Origin of the sequence: Zooshikella ganghwensis, from assembly GCF_018263875.1 — a bacterium.
GTDB classification, from domain to species: Bacteria; Pseudomonadota; Gammaproteobacteria; order Pseudomonadales; family Zooshikellaceae; genus Zooshikella; species Zooshikella ganghwensis.
This window is the reverse complement of the sequence record NZ_JAEVHG010000016.1, coordinates 1-20,689: the sequence shown is the minus strand read 5'-3', so window position 1 is coordinate 20,689 and position 20,689 is coordinate 1. Positions and strand designations below refer to the sequence as shown.

20 protein-coding genes are annotated in these 20,689 nt (G+C 40.6%); 13 read left to right on the top strand and 7 right to left on the bottom strand.

The window, feature by feature from the left end; all coding sequences use genetic code 11:
- Positions 1 to 2: 2 nt before the first annotated feature.
- Both trpD and trpC read left to right on the top strand, forming a co-directional pair.
- Positions 3 to 1,046, top strand: coding sequence for an anthranilate phosphoribosyltransferase (gene trpD, locus KHS79_RS19110; protein WP_212721069.1), 1,044 nt, complete (start codon positions 3 to 5; stop codon positions 1,044 to 1,046).
- A gap of 23 nt (positions 1,047 to 1,069) precedes the next feature.
- Positions 1,070 to 1,873, top strand: a complete 804-nt coding sequence (gene trpC / locus KHS79_RS19105; RefSeq protein ID WP_212721067.1) for an indole-3-glycerol phosphate synthase TrpC — start codon at positions 1,070 to 1,072, stop codon at positions 1,871 to 1,873.
- Positions 1,874 to 1,947: 74 nt separating this feature from the next.
- On the opposite strand, the gene crp is transcribed toward trpC, so the two are convergent.
- Positions 1,948 to 2,592: a cAMP-activated global transcriptional regulator CRP gene (crp, locus tag KHS79_RS19100; RefSeq protein WP_027709772.1), complete on the bottom strand. Its 645-nt coding sequence runs from the start codon at positions 2,590 to 2,592 to the stop codon at positions 1,948 to 1,950.
- Positions 2,593 to 2,841: 249 nt separating this feature from the next.
- On the opposite strand from crp, the gene KHS79_RS19095 reads away from it, so the two are divergent.
- Both KHS79_RS19095 and KHS79_RS19090 read left to right on the top strand, forming a co-directional pair.
- Positions 2,842 to 3,264, top strand: coding sequence for an OsmC family protein (locus KHS79_RS19095; protein ID WP_212721065.1), 423 nt, complete (start codon positions 2,842 to 2,844; stop codon positions 3,262 to 3,264).
- Positions 3,265 to 3,267: 3 nt separating this feature from the next.
- Entirely contained in the window at positions 3,268 to 3,678 is a 411-nt protein-coding gene (locus tag KHS79_RS19090) for a VOC family protein (protein WP_027709774.1), read from the top strand.
- A gap of 129 nt (positions 3,679 to 3,807) precedes the next feature.
- On the opposite strand, the gene KHS79_RS19085 is transcribed toward KHS79_RS19090, so the two are convergent.
- Positions 3,808 to 4,149 (bottom strand): histidine triad nucleotide-binding protein, encoded by a 342-nt coding sequence (locus KHS79_RS19085; protein WP_212721063.1) that lies wholly within the window; start codon positions 4,147 to 4,149, stop codon positions 3,808 to 3,810.
- A 103-nt stretch (positions 4,150 to 4,252) separates the two neighbouring features.
- Here KHS79_RS19085 and KHS79_RS19080 point away from each other — a divergent pair, with 103 nt between their 5' ends.
- Positions 4,253 to 5,737 carry an AAA family ATPase gene (locus KHS79_RS19080; protein ID WP_233468505.1) on the top strand — a complete coding sequence of 495 codons (1,485 nt, stop codon included), beginning with the start codon at positions 4,253 to 4,255 and terminating at the stop codon, positions 5,735 to 5,737.
- A gap of 56 nt (positions 5,738 to 5,793) precedes the next feature.
- Here the strand turns inward: KHS79_RS19080 and KHS79_RS19075 are convergent, their stop codons facing one another.
- Positions 5,794 to 6,489, bottom strand: a complete 696-nt coding sequence (locus tag KHS79_RS19075; protein WP_212721062.1) for a hypothetical protein — start codon at positions 6,487 to 6,489, stop codon at positions 5,794 to 5,796.
- 340 nt (positions 6,490 to 6,829) lie between these two features.
- On the opposite strand from KHS79_RS19075, the gene KHS79_RS19070 reads away from it, so the two are divergent.
- The 3 genes from KHS79_RS19070 (at position 6,830) to KHS79_RS19060 (ending at position 9,915) form a co-directional block, all read left to right on the top strand.
- On the top strand, positions 6,830 to 7,183 hold the full coding sequence (locus tag KHS79_RS19070; RefSeq protein WP_212721061.1) for a hypothetical protein: 354 nt from the start codon (positions 6,830 to 6,832) through the stop codon (positions 7,181 to 7,183).
- A 146-nt stretch (positions 7,184 to 7,329) separates the two neighbouring features.
- Positions 7,330 to 8,358, top strand: a complete 1,029-nt coding sequence (locus tag KHS79_RS19065) for a PEP-CTERM sorting domain-containing protein (RefSeq protein WP_212721060.1) — start codon at positions 7,330 to 7,332, stop codon at positions 8,356 to 8,358.
- Positions 8,359 to 8,640: 282 nt separating this feature from the next.
- Entirely contained in the window at positions 8,641 to 9,915 is a 1,275-nt protein-coding gene (locus KHS79_RS19060; RefSeq protein ID WP_212721059.1) for a tetratricopeptide repeat protein, read from the top strand.
- A 45-nt stretch (positions 9,916 to 9,960) separates the two neighbouring features.
- Here the strand turns inward: KHS79_RS19060 and hemJ are convergent, their stop codons facing one another.
- On the bottom strand, positions 9,961 to 10,383 hold the full coding sequence (gene hemJ / locus KHS79_RS19055; RefSeq protein ID WP_212721053.1) for a protoporphyrinogen oxidase HemJ: 423 nt from the start codon (positions 10,381 to 10,383) through the stop codon (positions 9,961 to 9,963).
- A gap of 27 nt (positions 10,384 to 10,410) precedes the next feature.
- Complete coding sequence (locus tag KHS79_RS19050) at positions 10,411 to 12,168, bottom strand: chloride channel protein (RefSeq protein WP_212721049.1); 1,758 nt, start codon at positions 12,166 to 12,168, stop codon at positions 10,411 to 10,413.
- A gap of 511 nt (positions 12,169 to 12,679) precedes the next feature.
- On the opposite strand from KHS79_RS19050, the gene argC reads away from it, so the two are divergent.
- The 4 genes from argC (at position 12,680) to erpA (ending at position 15,455) form a co-directional block, all read left to right on the top strand.
- A complete protein-coding gene (argC, locus tag KHS79_RS19045; protein ID WP_212721048.1) occupies positions 12,680 to 13,720 on the top strand; it encodes an N-acetyl-gamma-glutamyl-phosphate reductase in 1,041 nt (346 codons plus the stop codon).
- Positions 13,721 to 13,735: 15 nt separating this feature from the next.
- Positions 13,736 to 14,512 carry a DUF6776 family protein gene (locus KHS79_RS19040; RefSeq protein ID WP_027709295.1) on the top strand — a complete coding sequence of 259 codons (777 nt, stop codon included), beginning with the start codon at positions 13,736 to 13,738 and terminating at the stop codon, positions 14,510 to 14,512.
- Positions 14,496 to 14,942, top strand: a complete 447-nt coding sequence (locus KHS79_RS19035; protein WP_027709296.1) for a bactofilin family protein — start codon at positions 14,496 to 14,498, stop codon at positions 14,940 to 14,942. The genes KHS79_RS19040 and KHS79_RS19035 overlap by 17 nt, the downstream gene beginning before the upstream one ends.
- Positions 14,943 to 15,095: 153 nt before the next feature.
- Positions 15,096 to 15,455 carry an iron-sulfur cluster insertion protein ErpA gene (gene erpA / locus KHS79_RS19030; protein ID WP_027709297.1) on the top strand — a complete coding sequence of 120 codons (360 nt, stop codon included), beginning with the start codon at positions 15,096 to 15,098 and terminating at the stop codon, positions 15,453 to 15,455.
- Between the two features lie 133 nt (positions 15,456 to 15,588).
- Here the strand turns inward: erpA and KHS79_RS19025 are convergent, their stop codons facing one another.
- On the bottom strand, positions 15,589 to 16,707 hold the full coding sequence (locus KHS79_RS19025) for an anhydro-N-acetylmuramic acid kinase (protein ID WP_212721047.1): 1,119 nt from the start codon (positions 16,705 to 16,707) through the stop codon (positions 15,589 to 15,591).
- Positions 16,708 to 18,285, bottom strand: a complete 1,578-nt coding sequence (locus KHS79_RS19020; protein ID WP_212721046.1) for an OapA family protein — start codon at positions 18,283 to 18,285, stop codon at positions 16,708 to 16,710.
- Between the two features lie 537 nt (positions 18,286 to 18,822).
- On the opposite strand from KHS79_RS19020, the gene tyrS reads away from it, so the two are divergent.
- Positions 18,823 to 20,133, top strand: a complete 1,311-nt coding sequence (tyrS, locus tag KHS79_RS19015; protein WP_212721045.1) for a tyrosine--tRNA ligase — start codon at positions 18,823 to 18,825, stop codon at positions 20,131 to 20,133.
- Positions 20,134 to 20,689: the final 556 nt, after the last annotated feature.

The following is a 20,689-nucleotide window of genomic DNA, read 5'->3' as shown; positions in this document are numbered from 1 at the left end:
CAATGAATATAAAACAAGCCATAGCACATGTGGTTGATGGGCATGACTTAACGACCCAGCAGATGCACAAAGTCATGACAGAGGTGATGACAGGACAGGCAACAGATGCACAAATTTCGGGTTTGCTTGTTGGTTTGAGAATGAAAGGCGAAAGTGTTGATGAACTGGTGGGTGCAGCAGAAGTCATGCGCTCGCTTGTTCAGCCTGTCCATCTTGATCTCCCAGACCTCATTGATACTTGTGGGACTGGTGGAGATGGTTCAAACATATTTAATGTTTCAACAGCCGCAGCATTTGTAGTCGCGGCTGTTGGTGGGCATGTTGCTAAGCATGGAAATCGCTCTGTTTCAAGTAAGACAGGTAGTGCTGATGTTCTTGAAGCAGCTGGGATTAAATTGGACTTAACCCCAGATCAAGTTGCTCGATCAATTGAGCATGTTGGTGTTGGCTTTATGTTTGCGCCAGCCCACCACAGCGCAATGAAGTACGCAGTTGGCCCTAGGAAAGAGCTTGGAGTAAGAACACTGTTTAATCTGGTAGGCCCTTTAGTTAATCCAGCGGCTGTGAAGCGACAGGTGATGGGGGTGTTTGCTCGACAGTGGGTTAAACCTGTGGCGACTGTTTTGCAAAGGTTAGGCTCAGAGCATGTTATGGTGGTACATGCTGAAGATGGTCTGGATGAGGTAAGTATTGCTGCAGACACCTGGGTAGCTGAGCTAAAAAATGGCGAGATTCATGAGTATAGGTTAAGCCCAGAGCAATTTTCTATTAAAAGGCAGTCACTGTCAGGGCTTAAAGTGGACTCAGCTGAAAACAGTATAGAGTTAATTCGTGATGCACTGGGTAAACAAACCAGTGAAAGTGCAGCTAAAGCAGCTGATATGATTGCACTCAATGCTGGTGCAGCAATTTATGTAACTGGTTTGGCAAGCAATATTGAGCAGGGCGTGGCGATGGCGCAAGATGCAGTTGCCAGTGGCTTGGCCAAAGAAAAAATCAGTGAACTAGCAAGTTTCACACGATATGCCACTCAAGTGGATGAATAACAACGATTAAAGAAGCTGTCTTAATGAATACTCCAACAGTACTTAAAAGAATTTTGCAACGAAAGCAAGAAGAAGTCAGCTTGCGCAAACAATCTGTTTCATTGTCTACGCTGCAGGCTAAAATAGTTGATTTGCCTGAGGCAAGGGGATTTGCTTCAGCGATCGAGCTGCAGTTGAGCAAGAAAAAAGCAGCGATTATTGCAGAAATTAAGAAGGCTTCCCCTAGTAAGGGAGTGATTCGTGAGGACTTTCGGCCTGCTGAGCATGCTGCTGACTATCAGCAATATGGTGCTACCTGTTTGTCAGTGCTTACAGATAAAGATTTTTTTCAAGGGGATGAGGTTTATCTGAAGCAGGCTCGTGAGGCATGTAAGATTCCTGTGTTGCGTAAGGATTTTATTATTGATGCTTATCAGGTTATAGAGTCTAGATACATAGGCGCTGACTGTATTTTGTTGATCGCAGCAGCATTATCGCATCAACAGCTTGTTGATTTTTCGCATGAAGCCATTGAGTTAGGCTTGGATGTTTTAGTTGAAGTACATAATGAAGCAGAGTTGGAAATGGCCTTGGATTTACCAACACCTCTGCTAGGTATTAATAATCGTGATCTGCATACATTTGATGTTTCTCTAGATACAACGCTGCGGTTGTTGCCTGCTATACCAGAAAGCAAGATTGTGGTTACTGAGAGTGGAATTTTAACATCAGCTGATGTTGAAAAGATGACCGCTAATAATGTTTGGACATTTCTAGTGGGGGAAGCCTTTATGCGTCAGCAAAATCCAGGTAAAGAGTTAGCTGCTTTATTTGATGGCTATTTATAAAATAATGAAAACAAAAAAGGCGAATTAAATTCGCCTTTCTTGTTGAACGCCTATCTATAAAACGGGTTGGGGTATTAACGAGTTCCAAATACCACCATTGTTTTTCCTTTAACGGATACTAGCCCTTGCTCTTCCAATGTTTTCAATACACGTCCAACCATTTCTCTTGAACAGCCAACGATTCGACCAATTTCCTGACGGGTGATTTTAATTTGCATGCCATCAGGGTGGGTCATAGCATCTGGCTCTTTACACAGGTCAAGTAGTGTGCGAGCAACGCGACCAGTAACATCTAGGAATGCGAGGTCACCAACTTTGCGGGTTGTATTGCGCAGGCGGTTAGCCATTTGCTTACCAAGTGCAAAGAGAATTTCAGGGTCTTCTTCACAAAACTCTTTGAATTTGCTGTAGCTAATTTCAGCTACTTCACATTCAGTTTTTGCTCTTACCCAAGCGCTACGAGAACCTTCTTCATCGTCAAGGAATAATCCCATCTCGCCAAAGAAGTCTCCAGCATTCAGATAAGCGATAATGATATCGCGACCATCATCATCTTCGATTAAAATTGTGACTGAACCCTTCACAATATAGTAAAGGGAGTCGCTGCTGTCGCCGGCATAAATAATTGTGCTTTTAGCACTATAACGGCGACGATGACATAGAGACAAAAATTTGTCTAAGTCTTTAATTTTGGGTGTAGGTGTAGTAATAGCAACCATAAACAGGGTCCAACAACTTATGTTAATAACATCCTATTATTTTTAGTTTTCATTATGACCCTAAAATTCCCTTTATTCTAGCTAGTCAATTGGTTAAGTGCTTAAACTATGATGCCTGTCCATTTTTTTAGAGTCAGACAGCTAATTTAAACGTGAAAACATTCGCAATAAAATAATAAGGATTCAAAAACTATGTTAGTCTTCATCTCTCGTTATTAACTATACAAGATAGCTCGTTGAGTAATAATTATGCAAGCACGTGTTAAATGGATTGAAAATGCTATGTTTCTTGGAGAGTCTGGTACTGGTCATACAGTAGTGATGGAAGGCTCTCCTGATGACGGTGGGCGTGAGCTTGGTATTCGTCCAATGGAGATGTTGCTGTTAGGGATGGGAGGGTGTTCTTCAATTGATGTGATTTCTATTTTAAAGAAGGCGCGTCAGCAAGTTAGTGACTGTTATGTGGAAATTAGTGCTGAACGGGTAGATACAGTTCCAGCTACATTTAAAAAAATACATTTGCATTTTGTTGTAACGGGGAAAAATCTTAAAGAATCACATATTGAGCGTGCAGTAAATTTGTCTGCAGAAAAATATTGCTCCGTATCAATTATGTTAGGACGAGCGGGCGTTGAAATAAGTCATGATTATAAGGTATGTGAACAGGAATAATGTATGACTACATTATTAGAAAAACCAAAAAAAACTGCAGGTTTACGTCACGTTGCGTTGTTCGTTAAAGATTTGGCTGCATGTGAACATTTTTATGTCAATTTATTGGGTATGATAGTTGAGTGGCGACCTGATAGTGAAAATGTTTTTTTAACATCAGGTAATGATAATCTTGCGCTTCATAAGCGCCATACTGAAATTGATAAATCACAACAAAGGCTCGATCATATCGGTTTTATTATCGATGAAATAGAACAAGTTGATGTATGGTATGAATTTCTTCGTAAGCAAAATATTGTGATGTTATCTGAGCCTCGTACTCACCGTGATGGTGCCAGAAGCTTTTATTGTCTTGACCCTGACGGTACGACTGTCCAGATGATTTATCACCCGCCTATTTCTAAAGGTAAGTAAACACTTATTTACATGCTTTGTACTAATCATTACCCCAGCGGAACTTTTTTTACTGCTGGGGTTAATTGTTTAATCTTGGTTTCAAGTAATGTAGTTATTCGTTAGTCACTTTTTTCCTAACATGGGGGGCTAACCAGGAGGCCAATGCATATTTCTCCCACCTATTACATGAAGATGGATATGAAAAACAGTTTGTCCTCCTTGACTGTTACAGTTCATCACCAGCCGATAACCTTTTTCAGCAATATTCTCATCCTGTGCTAAACGTTTAGCTACCAAAAGCATATGGCCAAGTAGTGCTTGATGTGTATTATCTGCTTCATTGATGCTACTGATATGGGCTTTGGGGATTACGAGCAAGTGATGGGGAGCTGCAGGGGCTATATCACGAAAAGCCAGTGTTAGCTCATCCTCATAAACAATCTGAGCATCAAGCTCACGATTGATAATTTTACAAAAAATACAAGACACAGACTTAATCCTTTTGTCCTAAATTAAATTTCAGAAATAAACGTTAACCTACACTGAAGAGTCAAACAACAGTTTGATTGAAAAGGGTGTTTTGGAGCAGACATTGAAAAACGATATCCACGATCTTGGCTTAGTCATTGATGCAGGTACGCCCATTATCGTTATAGAGTCATACGACGAGCTTCGTGTGCTTGAGATGATGACTCGTTTAGCAATGAATCGTGGCTTAGTGCTGTTTACCTGGAGTGTAACAGAGGGGTTAAACCGGCTGGGATTTGGACATGGCTCTGATAATGAAGCAATCACTGAGCCTGATGATGTTTTAGCCCATATCAAAAAAGAAACAGTTCCTAGCCTTTTTGTGCTGTGTGACTTCCACCCTTTTCTTCAACCAAATGAGCACCGAAATATCCGTTTATTAAAAGATATAGCGCTACAGCACTCTCAACTACGGCATACTGTCGTGCTTTTAAGTCATGCATTAGACTTACCCCCCGAGTTAAAGCGGCTTGGTGCTCACTTTGAGCTATCACTACCAACAGATGAGCAGCTATTAGCTATGGTAAGAGAGGAAGCTAACAACTGGTCTAAAAAGAATCTTGGACGAAGAGTCAAAACCGATAGTAAGACGCTGGATAAACTGGTCAGTAACCTGCGCGGTTTGAGTTTAAATGAGGCACGACAGCTGACGAGAGGTGCAATTTTTGATGATGGTGCAATTACGGTTGATGATTTGCCGGAAGTGAATAAGGCAAAGTTTTCGCTGATGGATATGGAAGGTGTTTTGAGTTTTGAGTATGAAACTGCGCATTTTTCTGAGGTCGGTGGGTTAAGTGCATTTAAAGCCTGGTTAAGCCAACGAAGAACAGCATTTCTACAGCCATCAGAGCAGCAGGACGTACCCAAAGGCGTGATGTTGCTGGGTGTTCAGGGGGGAGGTAAAAGTTTGGCTGCAAAAGCTGTAGCGGGGATGTGGGGAATTCCCTTGCTGAAGATGGATTTTGGAGCGCTTTATAATAAATATATTGGTGAGACTGAGCGCAATATTAGAGAGGCCCTAAAACTTGCTGATGTGATGTCACCCTGTGTGTTATGGATGGATGAAATTGAAAAAGGCATAGCTGTAGGGCGGAGTGATGATGGCACCTCAAAGCGCATACTAGGCACATTATTAACATGGATGGCTGAGCGCAAAAAAGCGGTATTTGTCGTCGCAACTTCAAATGATATAACACAATTACCACCAGAGCTGATTCGGAAAGGGCGCTTGGACGAGATTTTCTTTGTTGATTTACCCGATGCTGAAGTACGTCGAGAAATTTTCGGCATTCATTTTAATAAGCGTAGTATTGAATCAGAGTCTTATGACTTAGATACTTTAGTGGAGCTTACAAATGGTTTTTCGGGTTCAGAAATTGAGCAAGTTATTGTGGGAGCACTTTACTCAGCCAAGGCGAGTGATGAACTGCTTCAACAGTCACATCTGGAAAAAAATATTCAATCAACAAGCCCTCTTTCTGTAGTAATGGCGGAAGATATAGCAATGTTACGGAACTGGGCGGAGAGCAGGACGGTTCAGGCTCAGTAAGTGCTTACCTGTATATCCTAAAATAGTCGTATTATTAATAAAATCCTCAATGAAGGTTAACTTGCATCTGAGAGTTGGCCTTCTTCATGGTGCTTTTCATTGGTTATCGTGCTTTTTTCTTGTCCTTCATTGTTTTGCTCCATGGGTATTTGTTGGTTATGCATTTTGATTAATGCTGACTGGGCTTCGTGGATAAAGTTTTTGTAATGAGTTATTTGTTCAGCAGAGTTTAAATAACCCATTATTTTCTTTGAGCGAGAAAGAGATAAAAGCTTTAAATTTATAGGGGTTCTGAGCTTTGATTCAAACTCTAAAAGAGGAAACAAAAAGTGGATGTATCCATGCTCTTTCTCATAATTCATAATGTATAGTTTTGCTCGGTCTATCTCTTTTTTATATTGGTTAATAAGTCGTTGGTAGTGAGTTGCGCCACTAAAATGGGGTAATATTTCATCTGAGTAGGTAATGGCAAGTAAAAATGCGAAGGCGCCTATAACGCCCCCCAGCCAACTCGGTAAAAAGCCCATTAAACTCGCAATAAAAATAAAGCAAAGTAAACTAAAGCATAAATACCATATATTTTTTATTAGCTTAGATACTCTTATTTCTGTTGTATTTGGCAGGTTGTCAAGGTCTAACTGGGTTAAGTCAAAAAGTTGTAGTGTTTCTGTAGCTTGAATAAATTGAGGTGAGTTTTTCGAGATATGTGATGTTTGCATAAATGACATCATCAGATCTGTATTACAGTCCATGTGGTCAGTTCCTGTAAAATCAAGAATAGTATAGATATACCCTTCACGAATGATTTCTAGGTTTTGTTATCTTCACGCCTCACCCCAATCACCTATTAATATAGGCTCATGGGGCTTCGCCACTCGATGGCCGCACCTAAAAACCATTCGTATTGGGTATAGTTGTAGCAATCATAGTTGTAATGCCCCTAGTTGAAGTTAGGAACAATAATCTATAGTTCTAATAATAGAAAAATATCCAGTGATATCATAGCTTCTATAAATATAGGATGAATAACTCATAGGACTTGGTTTATTTGGTCGCTGTCGATTTCTACAAGAAAAATAGGTTGTTGCGATAATGTTAAATAAAAAATACGTGTATTTGATGATTATGTATATGCTGCCTGTCTTTTGTGTAGCCGAAGAACTTATGAGTAATCGGTTTGATATTTACACGTTTCAGGAAACAGCCCAGAACCCGATTACAATTAAGCTGGATACCTATTCAGGCGATAGCTGGGCTTTTAATGGTATAGCTTGGAAGTCATTAAAAGAAACGGGGAAAAAAAATAACTATGACTTTGCTAGTTATAAATTAAGTGTTACTGACTCAAAGAATGGAGTAGTTATTTTTCGATTTAGCCAACAAAACGGGTCTGCGTGGATTTATACTGATCATGGTTGGGAGTTTGTCGAAACTTCAACAGAATAATTGAATGTTTATTGGGTTTACATGACATTTTTTAATGGTTGAAGAAAAATGGTTAATGTATTGTTTTATTTAGGTTTTTATGGGTTGGTCTAGTTCGTGCTCTGCAGCAAGTGTCTTTCTAAATAACACTTGCTGGGGAGCAAAATATGAGATTGAAAAATTTATCACTGGCGCTTTGTGCGATATCTTCTTTTACATTGTCGTCATGGGTGCTTGCTGATGCGCAGCTTGTTTCTGGAGACATTGTTCTGGGCGTTAATGATGAAGCCCATTTGAATGTAGCTGATATAATGGGGGTTACAATTAATACAGGTTCAACAGGGTTAACTTATATCCCTGTTGGTGATGCCACATCACCTGGTTGTTTGTGTGAAGGTTGGGGTGTTTCTGTTGAAAATGGAGGCACTCATGTTGGGTATGCTAGTGTTGATAGTGGGGGTATATCTAATCTTACAGTCGATAGTTTTGTTTCAGATCCCACTACAGCGACATCTGTAGTGCATTTGACAGATATGCCAGGAGTGATGGTAACTCATGAGTTTATGCCTTTTGAAGGCGCGCCTGAAAATGCGTTTCGTGTTGCTGTAACGATTGCAAACACGACTGGTATGGACTTAATGGATACACGATATATGCGAGCGATGGATTGGGATGTGCCTCCTACTGAATTCTCTGAATTTGTTACTATTTTAGGATCAGATGCTGCCAATGTTTTAAGTACCAGTGATAATGGTTTTGCAGTACCTGATCCAACATTAATTCCTTTAACTGATATCGGTCCTTGTGGTGTTGATACTGATTTCGTTAAGTGTGGTCCTGATGATCATGGGGCTGGGTTTGTATTTGGCTTTGGAGATTTGGCTGATGGTGAGACGGTAACATTTGATATCTTTTATGGTGCAGGTGAGGATGAGGCTGAAGCAATATTTGTTTTAGGTGAAATTGGTGCAGAAGTGGTTTCGCTTGGCTACTCTAGTATTTTTGATGATATTTTAGGTGAGTCTGTTCCAAATGTTGATTCACCTGTATTTTTCTTTGCTTTCTCTGAAGTTGGTGGTGATATTATTTTCCCTGATCCAACACCAGATCCTATTCCTACACCAGAGCCTGGTAGCTTAGGTGTTCTAGCATTGGGATGTTTAGGATTAGGTTTATTCCGTCGTCGCCGTAACTAATAGTTGTTAAACTACTTTGCTGAATAAAAATAGATGCCTTTTAGGCATCTATTTTTATTTTTAATATTAATTTTTTATTGGCGTTTTAGTTAGTGGTAATAGTTGTATTGTTTTGTTAATAAATATGTAGCAGTAATGTTTATGTTTTTTACAGTTGGCATTTTTAGGTTTTTATATTAAATGCTAACTATCTGAATTGTAAAAAAATATACTGTCTGGCCTAAAACATGCCCTTTTAGTTAGAAAAGTTAACTGTATAACTCACTGGCTAAGGGAAATGTAATGAGACTAAAACACTTACCGTTGTGGCTGGTAATAAGTATCTTGTCACCACATGTTGTTTCGTCAACGATCAAAACGTTGCCATATAGTCATCCCTATTCATTTAGTCAACAGCAACTCATTAATGAAGCAAAACAGTTATTGCAAAATAAGCAATATACTCAGGCGAAGGTTGTTATTGAGCGACTTTATGAGAATTTCCCTGAGAATGTTAACTACTACATTTTGTTAGCTGAAGTATATCTGCATCAAAAAAAACATACTGAAATGCATGAACTGCTCAGCAAAGGAGTAGATAATTACCCTAAAAACGCAAGACTACATGCTGCTATCGCTAGGAGTTTCTCTTTACAACAAAAACACCAGCAAGCTTTGCGTCACTTACTTATTGCAGAAAAGCTAGATCCTACATTATTTGTTGCTCAGATTGATGTGGGTGACTTATATATGAATGTGTTCAATAAGCCTGGATTAGCTGTTGATTATTACAAGCGTGCAATTGCACTTTTTCCCAGTCATGGGGGGGCACATTTTGCACTTGGGGCAGCGTTACTAAGGCTTGAAAAGTATGATGAAGCTGAGAAAAGTCTACTTAGATCCAACCAACTATCTCCAGATCGAATTGAACCATTTTGGGCATTGGCGCAAAGTGCCTATTTACAGGGCCATTTTGTAGAAGCCATTAACCGTACAAAAACATTGCTGAGTAAATTTCCCAAATACTCTAGCGCTTTTATTTTGCAGGGAGATAGCTACTTATTACAAAGAGATTGGAATAACGCCTTGAAAGCCTACGAAAATGTAGAAGAAGATAATAGTAGTAATTTGTTGGCAAAACTAAAAATAGCAAGAGTTTACTTTCTTAGTGGTCAGTATCAAAAAGCATTGACGGCTTACCAATCGTTGCAGGAAGAAAACCCTGAAAATTCTGAAATTTATTTTCATTTAGCTAGTTTGGGGCTTAGCCAGAAACAATTGGTTTCTATAGACCGTACATCAGAGTGGGGACGTACAGCAGTGATGCTTGATCCTGAAAATAAGAAATATCGGCAGTTACTAGCATGGATTTATCATGCACAAGGTAAAATACCTGAAGCACTTAACTTAATTAAGGAATATGTGTCGGAACAGTCAGGGGATGCAAATATTAACTATCAAGCAGGTATTCTTTACCGTGATTTGAAAAATTTAGAGAAGGCAAAGTATTTTTTACTACAAGCATTGTCTATCAATCCTGATATGAAAGATGCTGAACAAGCATTAGAACAGTTGTAAGTATCAAGTACAAAATATGCGCTTTTTAAAGCGCATATTTTGTATTTAAAAAGGGCGAACAACGGCAAGTATAATAATACCTAATAGTAAAAATACAGGTATTTCGTTAAAAATACGGTAGTAAGTATGGTTACGTTTGTTTGCGTTATTTTGAAATAGCTTGACAAAATATCCACAAATAAAGTGGTAAATTACCAGTAATACAATTAATGAAAGCTTTGCATGAATCCATCCCATTTTTAGGTAGGCTTGCCAGTTATAACTTAATAGCCATACTCCAAATACTAAGGTTGCAATCATTGCTGGCGTAGTAATGCCACGATATAATTTTCGTTCCATCGTTTTAAAATAGGTTTGACTTGTTGTATCTTCAGCCATAGCATGATAAACAAACAGTCTTGGTAGATAAAATAATCCTGCAAACCAACACACCATAGCAATTAGATGTAAAGCTTTAATCCAGAGCATAATACTCCCTTAAGCATTGGTGAAAAATCAGTGTTTGAATTGATAGAATCGTTCGATTGCTTTACGTGTGATAATACCATTTATTCTATTAATCATTGGTGCCCTCACACTGGTAATGTACAGGGCTTCAACTTGTGTTTGATCGAGTTTCTCTAATGCTTCATGCAATGTGGCCTGAATATAGAGAGGAGTAATATCTTTACGCTCACCAGGTAGTGCCAGTAAATCTATAGTGTCACTCTCAGATTCATCGTTAGCTTCCTCTTGAGTTTGCCCAAGATATCGGGCTAAGTCTGCAGCCAGTAAAATAGCCTCTGGTTTATTGGTATCAATGACAATCCAGATTGGATTCGTTGTGAGTGCCTGACTAGCCTCTTCGTAGGTGCAGTGGCGTGCCAAACGCACAAACTGTCGTTCCATAATTGATGACACACCTGTACGCTGAAGTGCTTGAGATAAAGGATCATTTCGAAAGTTCAAGCCTTGCGCTTGTAACTGAGTTAAAAACACTGAAGGTTTTTTAAAAAAGTATTTGCTGGTCATACTTGCAACAACAATGACCAGCATGGCGGGTAAAATGATATGTGGATTTTGCGTCAGCTCTAGTACTGCCATAAGTGCAGCCAATGGCGCTTGTAGCACAGCGCCCATCATTGCCCCCATACCCAGCATGGCATAGAAACCACTAGGTGAGCCAGAAGAGTCTGTTAAATATGCACCTGCAATACCTAGTGCTCCACCAAGCGATGCGCCTATAAACAGTACTGGCCCTATAAGTCCACCTGGTAGTCCCAGGCCACAGATTGTGCCGCTCACGAGTAACTTGCCAATAACCAGAAAGCAAAGTAATTGCAGGGGGATAATACCTGACAGTGTCATATTCACGGTATCATAGCCAACCCCCATAATTTCAGGAAGGATCGCCCCAGAAATAGCGGTTAATAAGCTAGCAAGTATAATGCGTTGCCAAAGTGGTCGAGTGCGAAGCTTACAGCTTAATTGAACTAAATGAGTGAAACATGCGGCTAGTATTCCCGCCAGAATTCCAACGATGACCACCAGAGGCAGTTCCCAAAGTGAGGCGAGAAACATGGGAGGAACACTGAACGCAGGTGCCATGCCATACACCATTTCAGAAAGTACAGCTGCTGTGACTGCAGCTAGAATAACAGGTGTAAATCCGGCAATAGTATACTCCATCATAATCACTTCCATAGCGAAAATGACGCCTGCAATAGGCGTGTTAAATGCTGCAGAAATAGCACCTGCAGCACCACAGCCTACCAGTGTACGAATACTGTTGTTTGGTAACTTTAACCACTGGCCCAGCAAACTACTACATGCTGCACCAAGGTGCACGGCAGGGCCTTCGCGTCCAACAGGTTGTCCAGAAATAATAGCAAGACTGCCACCAAAAAATTGAACCAGCATATTTTTAATAGGTAAATGGCCTTGATGATAACTGAGCCGCTCGATCACATGGGTAATACCTACACGTAGATATTTGGGTTTTACTCTATAAAGGGTGATTAAAATTAGCATACCAACAAAAAGTGGTAATCCTATGCGTTCGACTAAAGTCAGGCCTTCAAAGTTTTCGTCATCAAAATTGGGCAATATGTGTTGTAAAGGTAACTCAACGGCATGACGAAACAGAATAACGACCATGCCGGAAAATAAACCAGAGAAAAAACCTAAAATTGCAAGCTGAGGCAAAGCATTGACATCTGCAACTTGATGTCGGAAGCGTTCCAGTGTAGGTAAACGAAATCTATCCTTTAACATAGTTAACCAAGAGTATATTGAATAAATGCGTTAATCGCAGGTTAAGCAAGTAACGCATAAAGTGTCTAAAACGTTTTGCGTATACTTCACTCAAGTGTTTATCAGACGCTGGGGCGATTATTGTAGCGCCTGATTTGTTCTAGCAGAAAATCAAAATGCTCATAGTGGTTATGCGTATTTCCTTAATTTTAATGAGCGCTTTCCTTAGCGTTATCGATCAATGTTGCCTTTAATGTATATGATGATAGTTAGGTAATTTACTCGGCGTACTGAAAGTAGGCACTGTGCAGTGGCAATCATCTTTTTTTAAGCTAAGTGTCTAATAAATTAGTGCCCCTATTTAGATTATTAACGGGTATATTATCGTGTTCGTCATTTACTTTGAATGACTACATGAGAGTTTTCTTCGTTGTATACTAATTGAATACCTTCAGGATAATTTATTGATTAATGCTAAAATACATTTTCTCAAGGATATGGTTTACTTTAGCTTGTGCAAATAGAGGTTGGTGTGAAAAGAATTGGTATTGTGGGTGGGACTGGATATACCGGTGCTGAGTTATTACGTTTATTGTTAGCTCATCCAGAAGCAGAGGTTGTTACTATCACTTCTCGAGCAGAGCAGGGGCGAGAAGTCGCTGAACTCTATCCTAATTTACGTGGAATAACATCATTACGCTTTGATCGTCCAGATGATGCACCTTTGGCTGACTGTGATTTGGTTTTTTTCGCGACTCCAAACGGTGTGGCAATGAAGCAAGTACCAGGTCTATTGGCTCAAGGAGTACGGGTGATTGACTTGGCTGCTGACTTTCGGCTGCATGACGCAAATCAGTGGGCTGAGTGGTATGGACAACCTCACCATTGCCCAGAGTTACTTGATTTTGCCGTGTACGGGCTTCCTGAAGTTAATCGCCAGCTTATTCAAGAGGCTCAGTTGGTTGCAAACCCTGGCTGTTATCCAACAGCGGTTCAATTGGCTTTGCTTCCACTTATCAAGCATAAGTTAGTTGATTTGCAGTCATTGATCGCAGATACCAAGTCTGGGGTGAGTGGTGCAGGGCGTGGAGCAAACGTAGGCACTTTACTTTGTGAGACCAGCGAGAACTTTAAAGCCTATGGTGTTGCTGGGCACCGGCACTTGCCTGAAATTGTACAAGGGTTAGCTCAAGCGGGTCAGGTTGATATACAACAAGTTGCTTTGACATTTGTACCTCACTTGACACCCATGATTCGGGGTATTCATGCCACATGCTATGGTAAGTTGTCAGTAGCTGGGACAAACTTGCAAGAACTGTTTGAGCAACACTATATACATGAGCCTTTTGTTGACGTGATGCCTGCCAGCAGCCACCCTGAAACAAGAAGTGTTAAAGGCAGTAATCTTTGTCGTATAGCGGTTCATCAACCACTTCAGAAAGACACTGTAGTGGTGTTATCGGTTATAGATAATTTGGTTAAAGGGGCTGCAGGTCAGGCAGTTCAAAATATGAATATCATGCTCGGGTTTCCAGAGCAATTGGGCTTACAGGTAACGGCAGTACTGCCCTAGATTGCAGGAGAGATTATGACTGCGGTAAAAGGAAGCAAACAAGAACGTTTGGTAGTTGTTCCATACCATCCTGTCAGACGACTACTGGCGCATTTATTATATTGGTTAATACTATTGGCTGTTGGGGCTGCAAGTTTTTACATCGGACAGTTTGTGGGTGTTGAGGCTAAATATGCGGTGGAATATGAAACAGGACAGTTGAAAGATTTAATTGATGATCAGGATGATAAAATAGCTGATTTGACGCAGAAGCTTGCGGTAATGGAGCGGAGTCGACAAATAGACCAGCATACTAATGAAAGTATTCGCCAGCATTTACGCAAGTTACAGGCAGAAAACCTTGAGCTAGAGCAGGAAGTGAGCTTTTTAAAAAGCATCATGCAGCCAACGGATCAAGCTAAGGGCTTGAGTATACAAAAGTTCGAGCTGAAGGCTACGGACAACCCACGTCAGTTTCGGTATAAGTTAAGGCTTACTCAAATAGCTAAACGTCACAACAAGCTTAATGGTTTTGCCAGTGTGACTATTATTGGTAAGAAAGCTGGTATTCATCAAGAAATACCACTAAGTGAAATTTCAAAAAATGTAGAATCAAAAGACATCAAGCTTGGTTTTGTATACTACCAGGAAATACCCGGCCCGGATGGCCATTTCGGCATCATGGATTTACCTGAAGGGTTTGAGCCTGAGTATGTATTGGTAGAAGCACGTAAAACAGGCGCTAACGCCAAACGGGTAGAAAAGAAATTTATGTGGAAGAAGGAGGCCCAGTTAAATGTGGGGCAAGGGTAATAAAAGAAAAAGTACAAGCATTGATAAGCATGGCGAAAACATAACACTAATATCTAAAGGCACTGTTCTGTTTGGGGATATACAGTTTACCGGTGCTTTGCAAATAGAAGGACGAGTCAAGGGTAATGTCACTGGGCAGGATGGCTTGGTTCGCTTGGCTGATCAAGGCATTGTTGAAGGTGATATCAAAGCGCCTAATGTTGTCATTAACGGTACTGTGACAGGAGATCTTTACTCATCTGACCATTTAGAGTTGGCTTCAAAAGCTATTGTAGCTGGTAACGTCTATTACAATCAGATAGAGATGGTGAAAGGGTCACAGGTGAATGGTAGCCTTGAGTATTGCCCAAAAGCAGATGATAAGGTCAAGAAAAAAACGGTAGCAGCGTTGACGGTAAAAGCTCAAGCTGTAGCGGAAGGGGCATCGTAAAGGAAGTCCTGAGACTTAGTGTGGTAAATTGCCTAGTTGACTTGCTGCAGTCTGGAAAATGTTTCTTGTAATAAGTCAGGAAAAAGTTGACGGAAACACTTGGTTACTTGGATAATATTCATTCAGGGTTGCAATGATGGATGTGGAGCATAAATGACCGTTGAGACTTTTGACCCAAATGAAACTGTTGCCATCAACTTTTCAGCTGCTGCAGCCGCTAAGGTGAAAGACTTAATTGAAGAGGAAGGTAATGATCAACTGAAACTGCGTGTCTTTGTGACGGGCGGTGGTTGCTCAGGCTTTCAGTATGGTTTTACCTTTGAAGAAGATATGGCTGATGATGATACTCAGGTTGAGCGTGATGGTGTGCTGCTTGTAGTGGACCCTTTGAGTTTTCAGTATCTGGTTGGTGCTGAAGTTGACTATCAAGAGGGTCTGGAAGGCTCACGATTTGTGGTCAATAATCCAAACGCAGCGACTACCTGTGGTTGTGGTTCATCTTTCTCTATATAGAATTTAGTGTAACTTGCTTCTCTCTTCTAAACAGTACATAACAAAAGAGAGCATACCCTATGCTCTCTTTTGTTATGTTTGCTTGATAAGTGAAATAAATGTCATTCTTCCCTAACTGCTAAGGCAATAGGCTTCAGGGATAATAAATCGCACCTAATACTCTAGGTCCTTTAGCATTGGTAACGCTAGGGATGTTTCCTGTTTTATGATTTAGCGTTTGTTTTGCCAGCCAGGCAAAAGCAATGGCTTCCAACCAATTAGCAGGGATACCTTGTTCATCTGTTGTATATGCTTGATAGCCGATAGGTAATTCTTGGGAAAAAATATTTAGCAAAAATTTGTTGTAAGCACCACCACCACAAATAAAAATATCACCAGGGCCTATACCGTACTGTTGGATTGCTCCAATAATACTTTTGACCGTTAAATAAGTGAGAGTAGTTTGTACATCATTAGCACTATATTTTGAATAATCACGTAAGTATTGATTAAGCCAAGAAGTATTGAAATGCTCCCGACCAGTGCTTTTGGGAGGAGGGATGTGGAAGTAAGCGTCCTGCAAAAAGTGGCCTAAAAGTTCTGGAATGCACTGGCCAGATAATGCCCACTGCCCATCTTTATCAAAGTTTAGGCCTAAGTGTTGTGTACACCACTCATCTAATAGCACATTTCCTGGACCAGTATCGAAACCTCGGACATCAAGTTCGGTAGATTTTGTGAGTGGTGGTAACACCGTAACATTTGCCATACCGCCAATATTGACTATATAGCGAGTCGTGTCAGGGTGACTGAGAGCATAAGCATGATAGGCAGGAACAAGTGGTGCACCTTCTCCACCTGCAGCAATATCTCTCCGTCGAAAGTCCGCAACTGTGGTGATACCTGTAGATTCAACAATAATATTCGGGTCACCTATTTGGTGGGTAAAGCCTAACTGAGGATAGTGCCGTATAGTTTGCCCATGGCTACCGACAGCTTTAATTTCTGAGCTATTGATACTAGAGCTGCTGAGTAAATCTTTAATGAGTTGAATACTGAGTAAAGCAATGTCTAAATCAGCTTGCGCTAGCAAGTGCACATCATAGTGTGTTGCATGGCAAAGAGTATGTAGTTGGTGACGAAGAGAGTCGGTATAAGGTTGATGAGCTGAATTTAGAAGTTTGCCTGGTGAAGATGTCAAGTCAACTAGGACGGCATCAAGGCCGTCCAAGCTAGTTCCAGACATTAAGCCAATATATAAGTTGGATTCCATTTACTCTTGTTTCAGTGCTATAGCCGTATTTTCTGCATTTTTAAGCAATGACAGCATACTTTTGGCTTGTTGTTTAAAGTTTGCTAGCTCTTTACGTGCAATCGGCATAGCCTTGGGCAGTTTAACTTTTAGTGGATCTTTGTGTACACCACTGACACGGAACTCATAGTGTAAGTGTGGTCCTGTAGCTAGCCCAGTAGCACCAACAGCACCAATCACATCACCTTGCTGAACTCTGGTTCCAACACGAATGCCTTTACCAATACGATTCATATGTGCATAAAGTGTACTGTATTGTTCGCCATGCTGCAGAATAACCACTTTTCCATAACCGCCTTTTCGCCCTGCAAATACCACCTTGCCATTCCCTGCAGCACGAATTGGAGTACCCCGAGGGGCTGCATAGTCAACACCTTTATGTGCACGAATACGGTTTAGAACAGGGTGTTTGCGGCCTAGACTAAAGCGAGAACTTATACGTGAAAACTCGACAGGTGTCCGAATAAAGGCTTTGCGCATGCTACGACCTTCTGGAGAGTAAAAGTCGTTTGCGCCTTCAGAGTCAGTATAATTAATCGCAGTAAATGTTTCGCCACGATTGCTAAATTCTGCTGCGAGAATGTTGCCATCACCTATTTTTTCACCATCAAGGTATTTCTCTTCATAAACAACTTTGAAGGAATCCCCTTTACGAATATCGAGAGCAAAGTCGACATCCCATGCAAAAATATTAGCTAATTGCATGGTCATCTTATGAGATAAACCTGCTTTCCGGCTAGCTAGAAAGAGGGAGTGGTTAATTTTGCCTGAAGCGACTTTGGCACGAACATTGGGCTTGAGCTTTATTTTTTCTGCACGATAGCCATTGTCTGTCGCCGTAAATAAAATACTTTCCAATTTATTACGGACAAAACGTACTTTCTCTAGTTTGCCATTGAATGAGTATACCTCTAAAGACTGACCTGGCCGGATTTTCGCTAATGATTTTCCTTCTGGACCACTATTAATCAGGCTGTAAAGCTTAGATACGCCTAAACCATGGCGAGAGAAAATGGAAGATAAAGTGTCTCCTGCGTTCACTTTGATTGTAAACCAACTGCCTTGTGTTTGATCGGCTATTTGATGTGCTGGTTTGGGGTGAGGCTGGCTTTGGAGGATAGTGTCTTCTGGTTTAGGGTTTGTTAAAGCGGAAGGTTGGGATACTGATACTGGCAGCATCACGTCATCAGGGTTATCAATACCTAAGTCTACATGAATGGGTTTATCGGCTTCAGTTACCGTATCTACTTGGGTTTTCAAAGCAGGTTTTACAGATGCATCATCCGTTTTTTGTACAGTCGCTATTTGCCCAGTGTTAACGCCTGAGTCTTTAGATATAGGTGTTGTAACAGAAGTTACCGAAACGGTTTGATCAACTGCTTGCTGTGCGGAAACAGTAGTATTGTTGGATGATTCTGTTTTATCTGCTGGAAGAAAGCCAATTGAAAACCCTATCCCTACGGCAAGTGCGCCAGCAATCACCAAATGCTGTCTTGGAAATCGCTGTTTTCCTGTTACTGTTAAATCAGCTTTTTTCATGATGTTCTTACAGCGCCTTGTTCAGTGATAGGTGTAAATGCCCAAAGTATAAACAAATATTCAAATGTGATGTAGTCGAAAAAAGCTTATATCAAAAAGTCTTAATACAACGTAGATCGTTTAATTACTAAAAAATTCCATTAAGTTGTTGAAAATGAAGACTAAAGCGACTTTAGTGCTAAAAAAAACCGTTTGTCGACTTTTCATGGTTGTCATATTTTTTTCATAAACTGCATTATTTATCTGACGAGTAGACTTAAGATGAGACACACCTTTCGTGTTTGATAGGCCAAGTGACTTATTAGGTACTACTAATAATGTATTGTGGAGTAATGAGTCGTTTATTTCTTCTTAATACATAATGAAACGTTTATTAATTGATATGGTATTTGTCTTGAGTGATCTTACTCAATGAGTAGTTTTCAACATTAGCTAAGTTGAAATACTGAACATTGGTTAAGGCTATGGCTTTATGCGCCTAGGGCCATTAAAATTAGTCGCTTTATTATCAGGCAAGACGGAATATAGGGTTGAACAATGTCTGCGGATCAAAATCCACTGATTGATGATTTAACAAATAGACAGCTGATCGCTCAGATGACGGCTGAGGATCAATTACATGCTCACTTAAATGAGCAGTCCCGAACTGTCTATTGTGGCTTTGATCCTACTGCTGACAGTTTACACATTGGTAGTTTGGTTCCTCTTTTAGCTTTACGTCGTTTCCAGCTTGCTGGGCACAAACCTGTCGCTTTGGTGGGTGGGGCTACAGGTATGATTGGTGACCCTAGTTTTAAGGCGGCTGAACGTAAGCTCAATACACCTGAAATTATTCAAGAATGGACTGAAAAAATTCGTCAGCAAGTTTCAAGATTTATAGATTTTGATAGTGGGGCTGCACAAGCGCTTGTGGTTAATAACTATGAATGGACAAAGCAGCTTGATGTTCTGACATTCTTACGAGATGTTGGGAAGCATTTTGCCGTGAATATGATGATTAACAAAGAATCTGTTAAGCAACGTATTCAACGTGAAGGGGAAGGTATTTCTTACACTGAGTTTTCATACATGCTGCTGCAGTCATACGACTTCGCTGAACTTTACAAGCAGTATGGTTGTTCCGTGCAGATTGGTGGTAGTGACCAGTGGGGTAACATCACGGGTGGTATTGATTTAGCACGCCGCCTGCATAATGCGCAGGTTTATGGTCTGACACTACCTTTGATTACTAAATCAGATGGCACTAAGTTTGGTAAAACTGAGGCTGGCACAGTTTGGCTGGATGCAAATAGAACATCGCCTTATGCATTTTATCAGTTTTGGATAAATACAGCTGATGCTGATGTATACCGCTTTTTAAAGTATTTCACGTTTCTGCCAGTAGAAAACATTGTGCAAATTGAGTTGGAAGATGGTCAGGCTCAAGGCCCAAAGCAAGCTCAAAAAATACTAGCTCGGGAAGTTACACGTCTAGTGCATGGTGATGAAGGATATAAAGCGGCTGAGCGAATCAGTCAGGCACTCTTCAGTGGAGAGCTTGATGCATTATCAGAAAGCGACTTATTACAGTTAAAGCAAGATGGTCTTCCTTGTACTTTGCTTAATGAAGCAGAGCTTAAAGACAAATCACTTATCCAGTTGTGTGTAGAGGGTGAGCTTGCTAGCTCAGGCAAGCCGGTTAAAGATGCGTTAGGACGAAAAGCTATTCTGGTTAACGGTCGTCCTCTGACAATGGAAGACAACATGAAAGCTGAAGAAGTCTTCTCTGAGAGGTATGCCTTGTATGGCCGCTTCTTTATTATGCGTATGGGTAAGAAGAAGTATCACTTATTTGAGTGTGCCTGCTGAGTTAGTTTGGTTTATAGCGATACACATTATCTTTGCTAAAAGCTTTATTGCTAGGGTGTTTTTTTATTAGTTACTTTGAATTATCAACAGTATATTGCTATGAAAAAAATGCCTTAGAAACTTCACAGAGTTTCTTGCTTGATAAGCTTTAGTATTTATACTTATAAATTACCAGCAGAAAGGAGTTGACCTTTCAGGTGAGCTCCTTATAATGCGCCCTCACTTCAGCGGTAACGCTTTTCAAGTCCCCGACGCCCAGAGGGTTTCACCGAATATAGATGGTGAGTAAGTCTCTTTTGATGTGCGTCAAACGTCGTTCAATAGGATGACAAAAAAGAGGGGGTTGACAAGGTTATCGAACGCGCTAGAATGCGCGGCCGCTGAGAGGCGAGTTGGGTTGTGATTGAGGTTGAAATAAAATTCAACACGCAGCTTGACAAAACAAGGCGAGGCAGTAGAATAGCCGGCCTTGGTTGAGACCAGCGCTTAACCAAAGTTCTTTAACAAATGATCAAGTAATTCGTGTGGGTGCTTACGATGACGGATTAGGATACTG

Excerpts from the sequence above, each read along its gene's own strand:
- erpA (WP_027709297.1), top strand. The coding sequence starts at position 15,096 with ATGACCGTTGAGACTTTTGACCCAAATGAAACTGTTGCCATCAACTTT.
- tyrS (WP_212721045.1), top strand. The coding sequence starts at position 18,823 with ATGTCTGCGGATCAAAATCCACTGATTGATGATTTAACAAATAGACAG.
- trpD (WP_212721069.1), top strand. The coding sequence starts at position 3 with ATGAATATAAAACAAGCCATAGCACATGTGGTTGATGGGCATGACTTA.
- KHS79_RS19075 (WP_212721062.1), bottom strand. The coding sequence starts at position 6,489 with ATGGACTGTAATACAGATCTGATGATGTCATTTATGCAAACATCACAT.
- KHS79_RS19040 (WP_027709295.1), top strand. The coding sequence starts at position 13,736 with ATGACTGCGGTAAAAGGAAGCAAACAAGAACGTTTGGTAGTTGTTCCA.
- KHS79_RS19070 (WP_212721061.1), top strand. The coding sequence starts at position 6,830 with ATGTTAAATAAAAAATACGTGTATTTGATGATTATGTATATGCTGCCT.
- KHS79_RS19065 (WP_212721060.1), top strand. The coding sequence starts at position 7,330 with ATGAGATTGAAAAATTTATCACTGGCGCTTTGTGCGATATCTTCTTTT.
- KHS79_RS19060 (WP_212721059.1), top strand. The coding sequence starts at position 8,641 with ATGAGACTAAAACACTTACCGTTGTGGCTGGTAATAAGTATCTTGTCA.
- KHS79_RS19050 (WP_212721049.1), bottom strand. The coding sequence starts at position 12,168 with ATGTTAAAGGATAGATTTCGTTTACCTACACTGGAACGCTTCCGACAT.
- trpC (WP_212721067.1), top strand. The coding sequence starts at position 1,070 with ATGAATACTCCAACAGTACTTAAAAGAATTTTGCAACGAAAGCAAGAA.
- hemJ (WP_212721053.1), bottom strand. The coding sequence starts at position 10,383 with ATGCTCTGGATTAAAGCTTTACATCTAATTGCTATGGTGTGTTGGTTT.
- crp (WP_027709772.1), bottom strand. The coding sequence starts at position 2,592 with ATGGTTGCTATTACTACACCTACACCCAAAATTAAAGACTTAGACAAA.
- KHS79_RS19020 (WP_212721046.1), bottom strand. The coding sequence starts at position 18,285 with ATGAAAAAAGCTGATTTAACAGTAACAGGAAAACAGCGATTTCCAAGA.
- KHS79_RS19095 (WP_212721065.1), top strand. The coding sequence starts at position 2,842 with ATGCAAGCACGTGTTAAATGGATTGAAAATGCTATGTTTCTTGGAGAG.
- KHS79_RS19025 (WP_212721047.1), bottom strand. The coding sequence starts at position 16,707 with ATGGAATCCAACTTATATATTGGCTTAATGTCTGGAACTAGCTTGGAC.
- KHS79_RS19035 (WP_027709296.1), top strand. The coding sequence starts at position 14,496 with ATGTGGGGCAAGGGTAATAAAAGAAAAAGTACAAGCATTGATAAGCAT.
- KHS79_RS19090 (WP_027709774.1), top strand. The coding sequence starts at position 3,268 with ATGACTACATTATTAGAAAAACCAAAAAAAACTGCAGGTTTACGTCAC.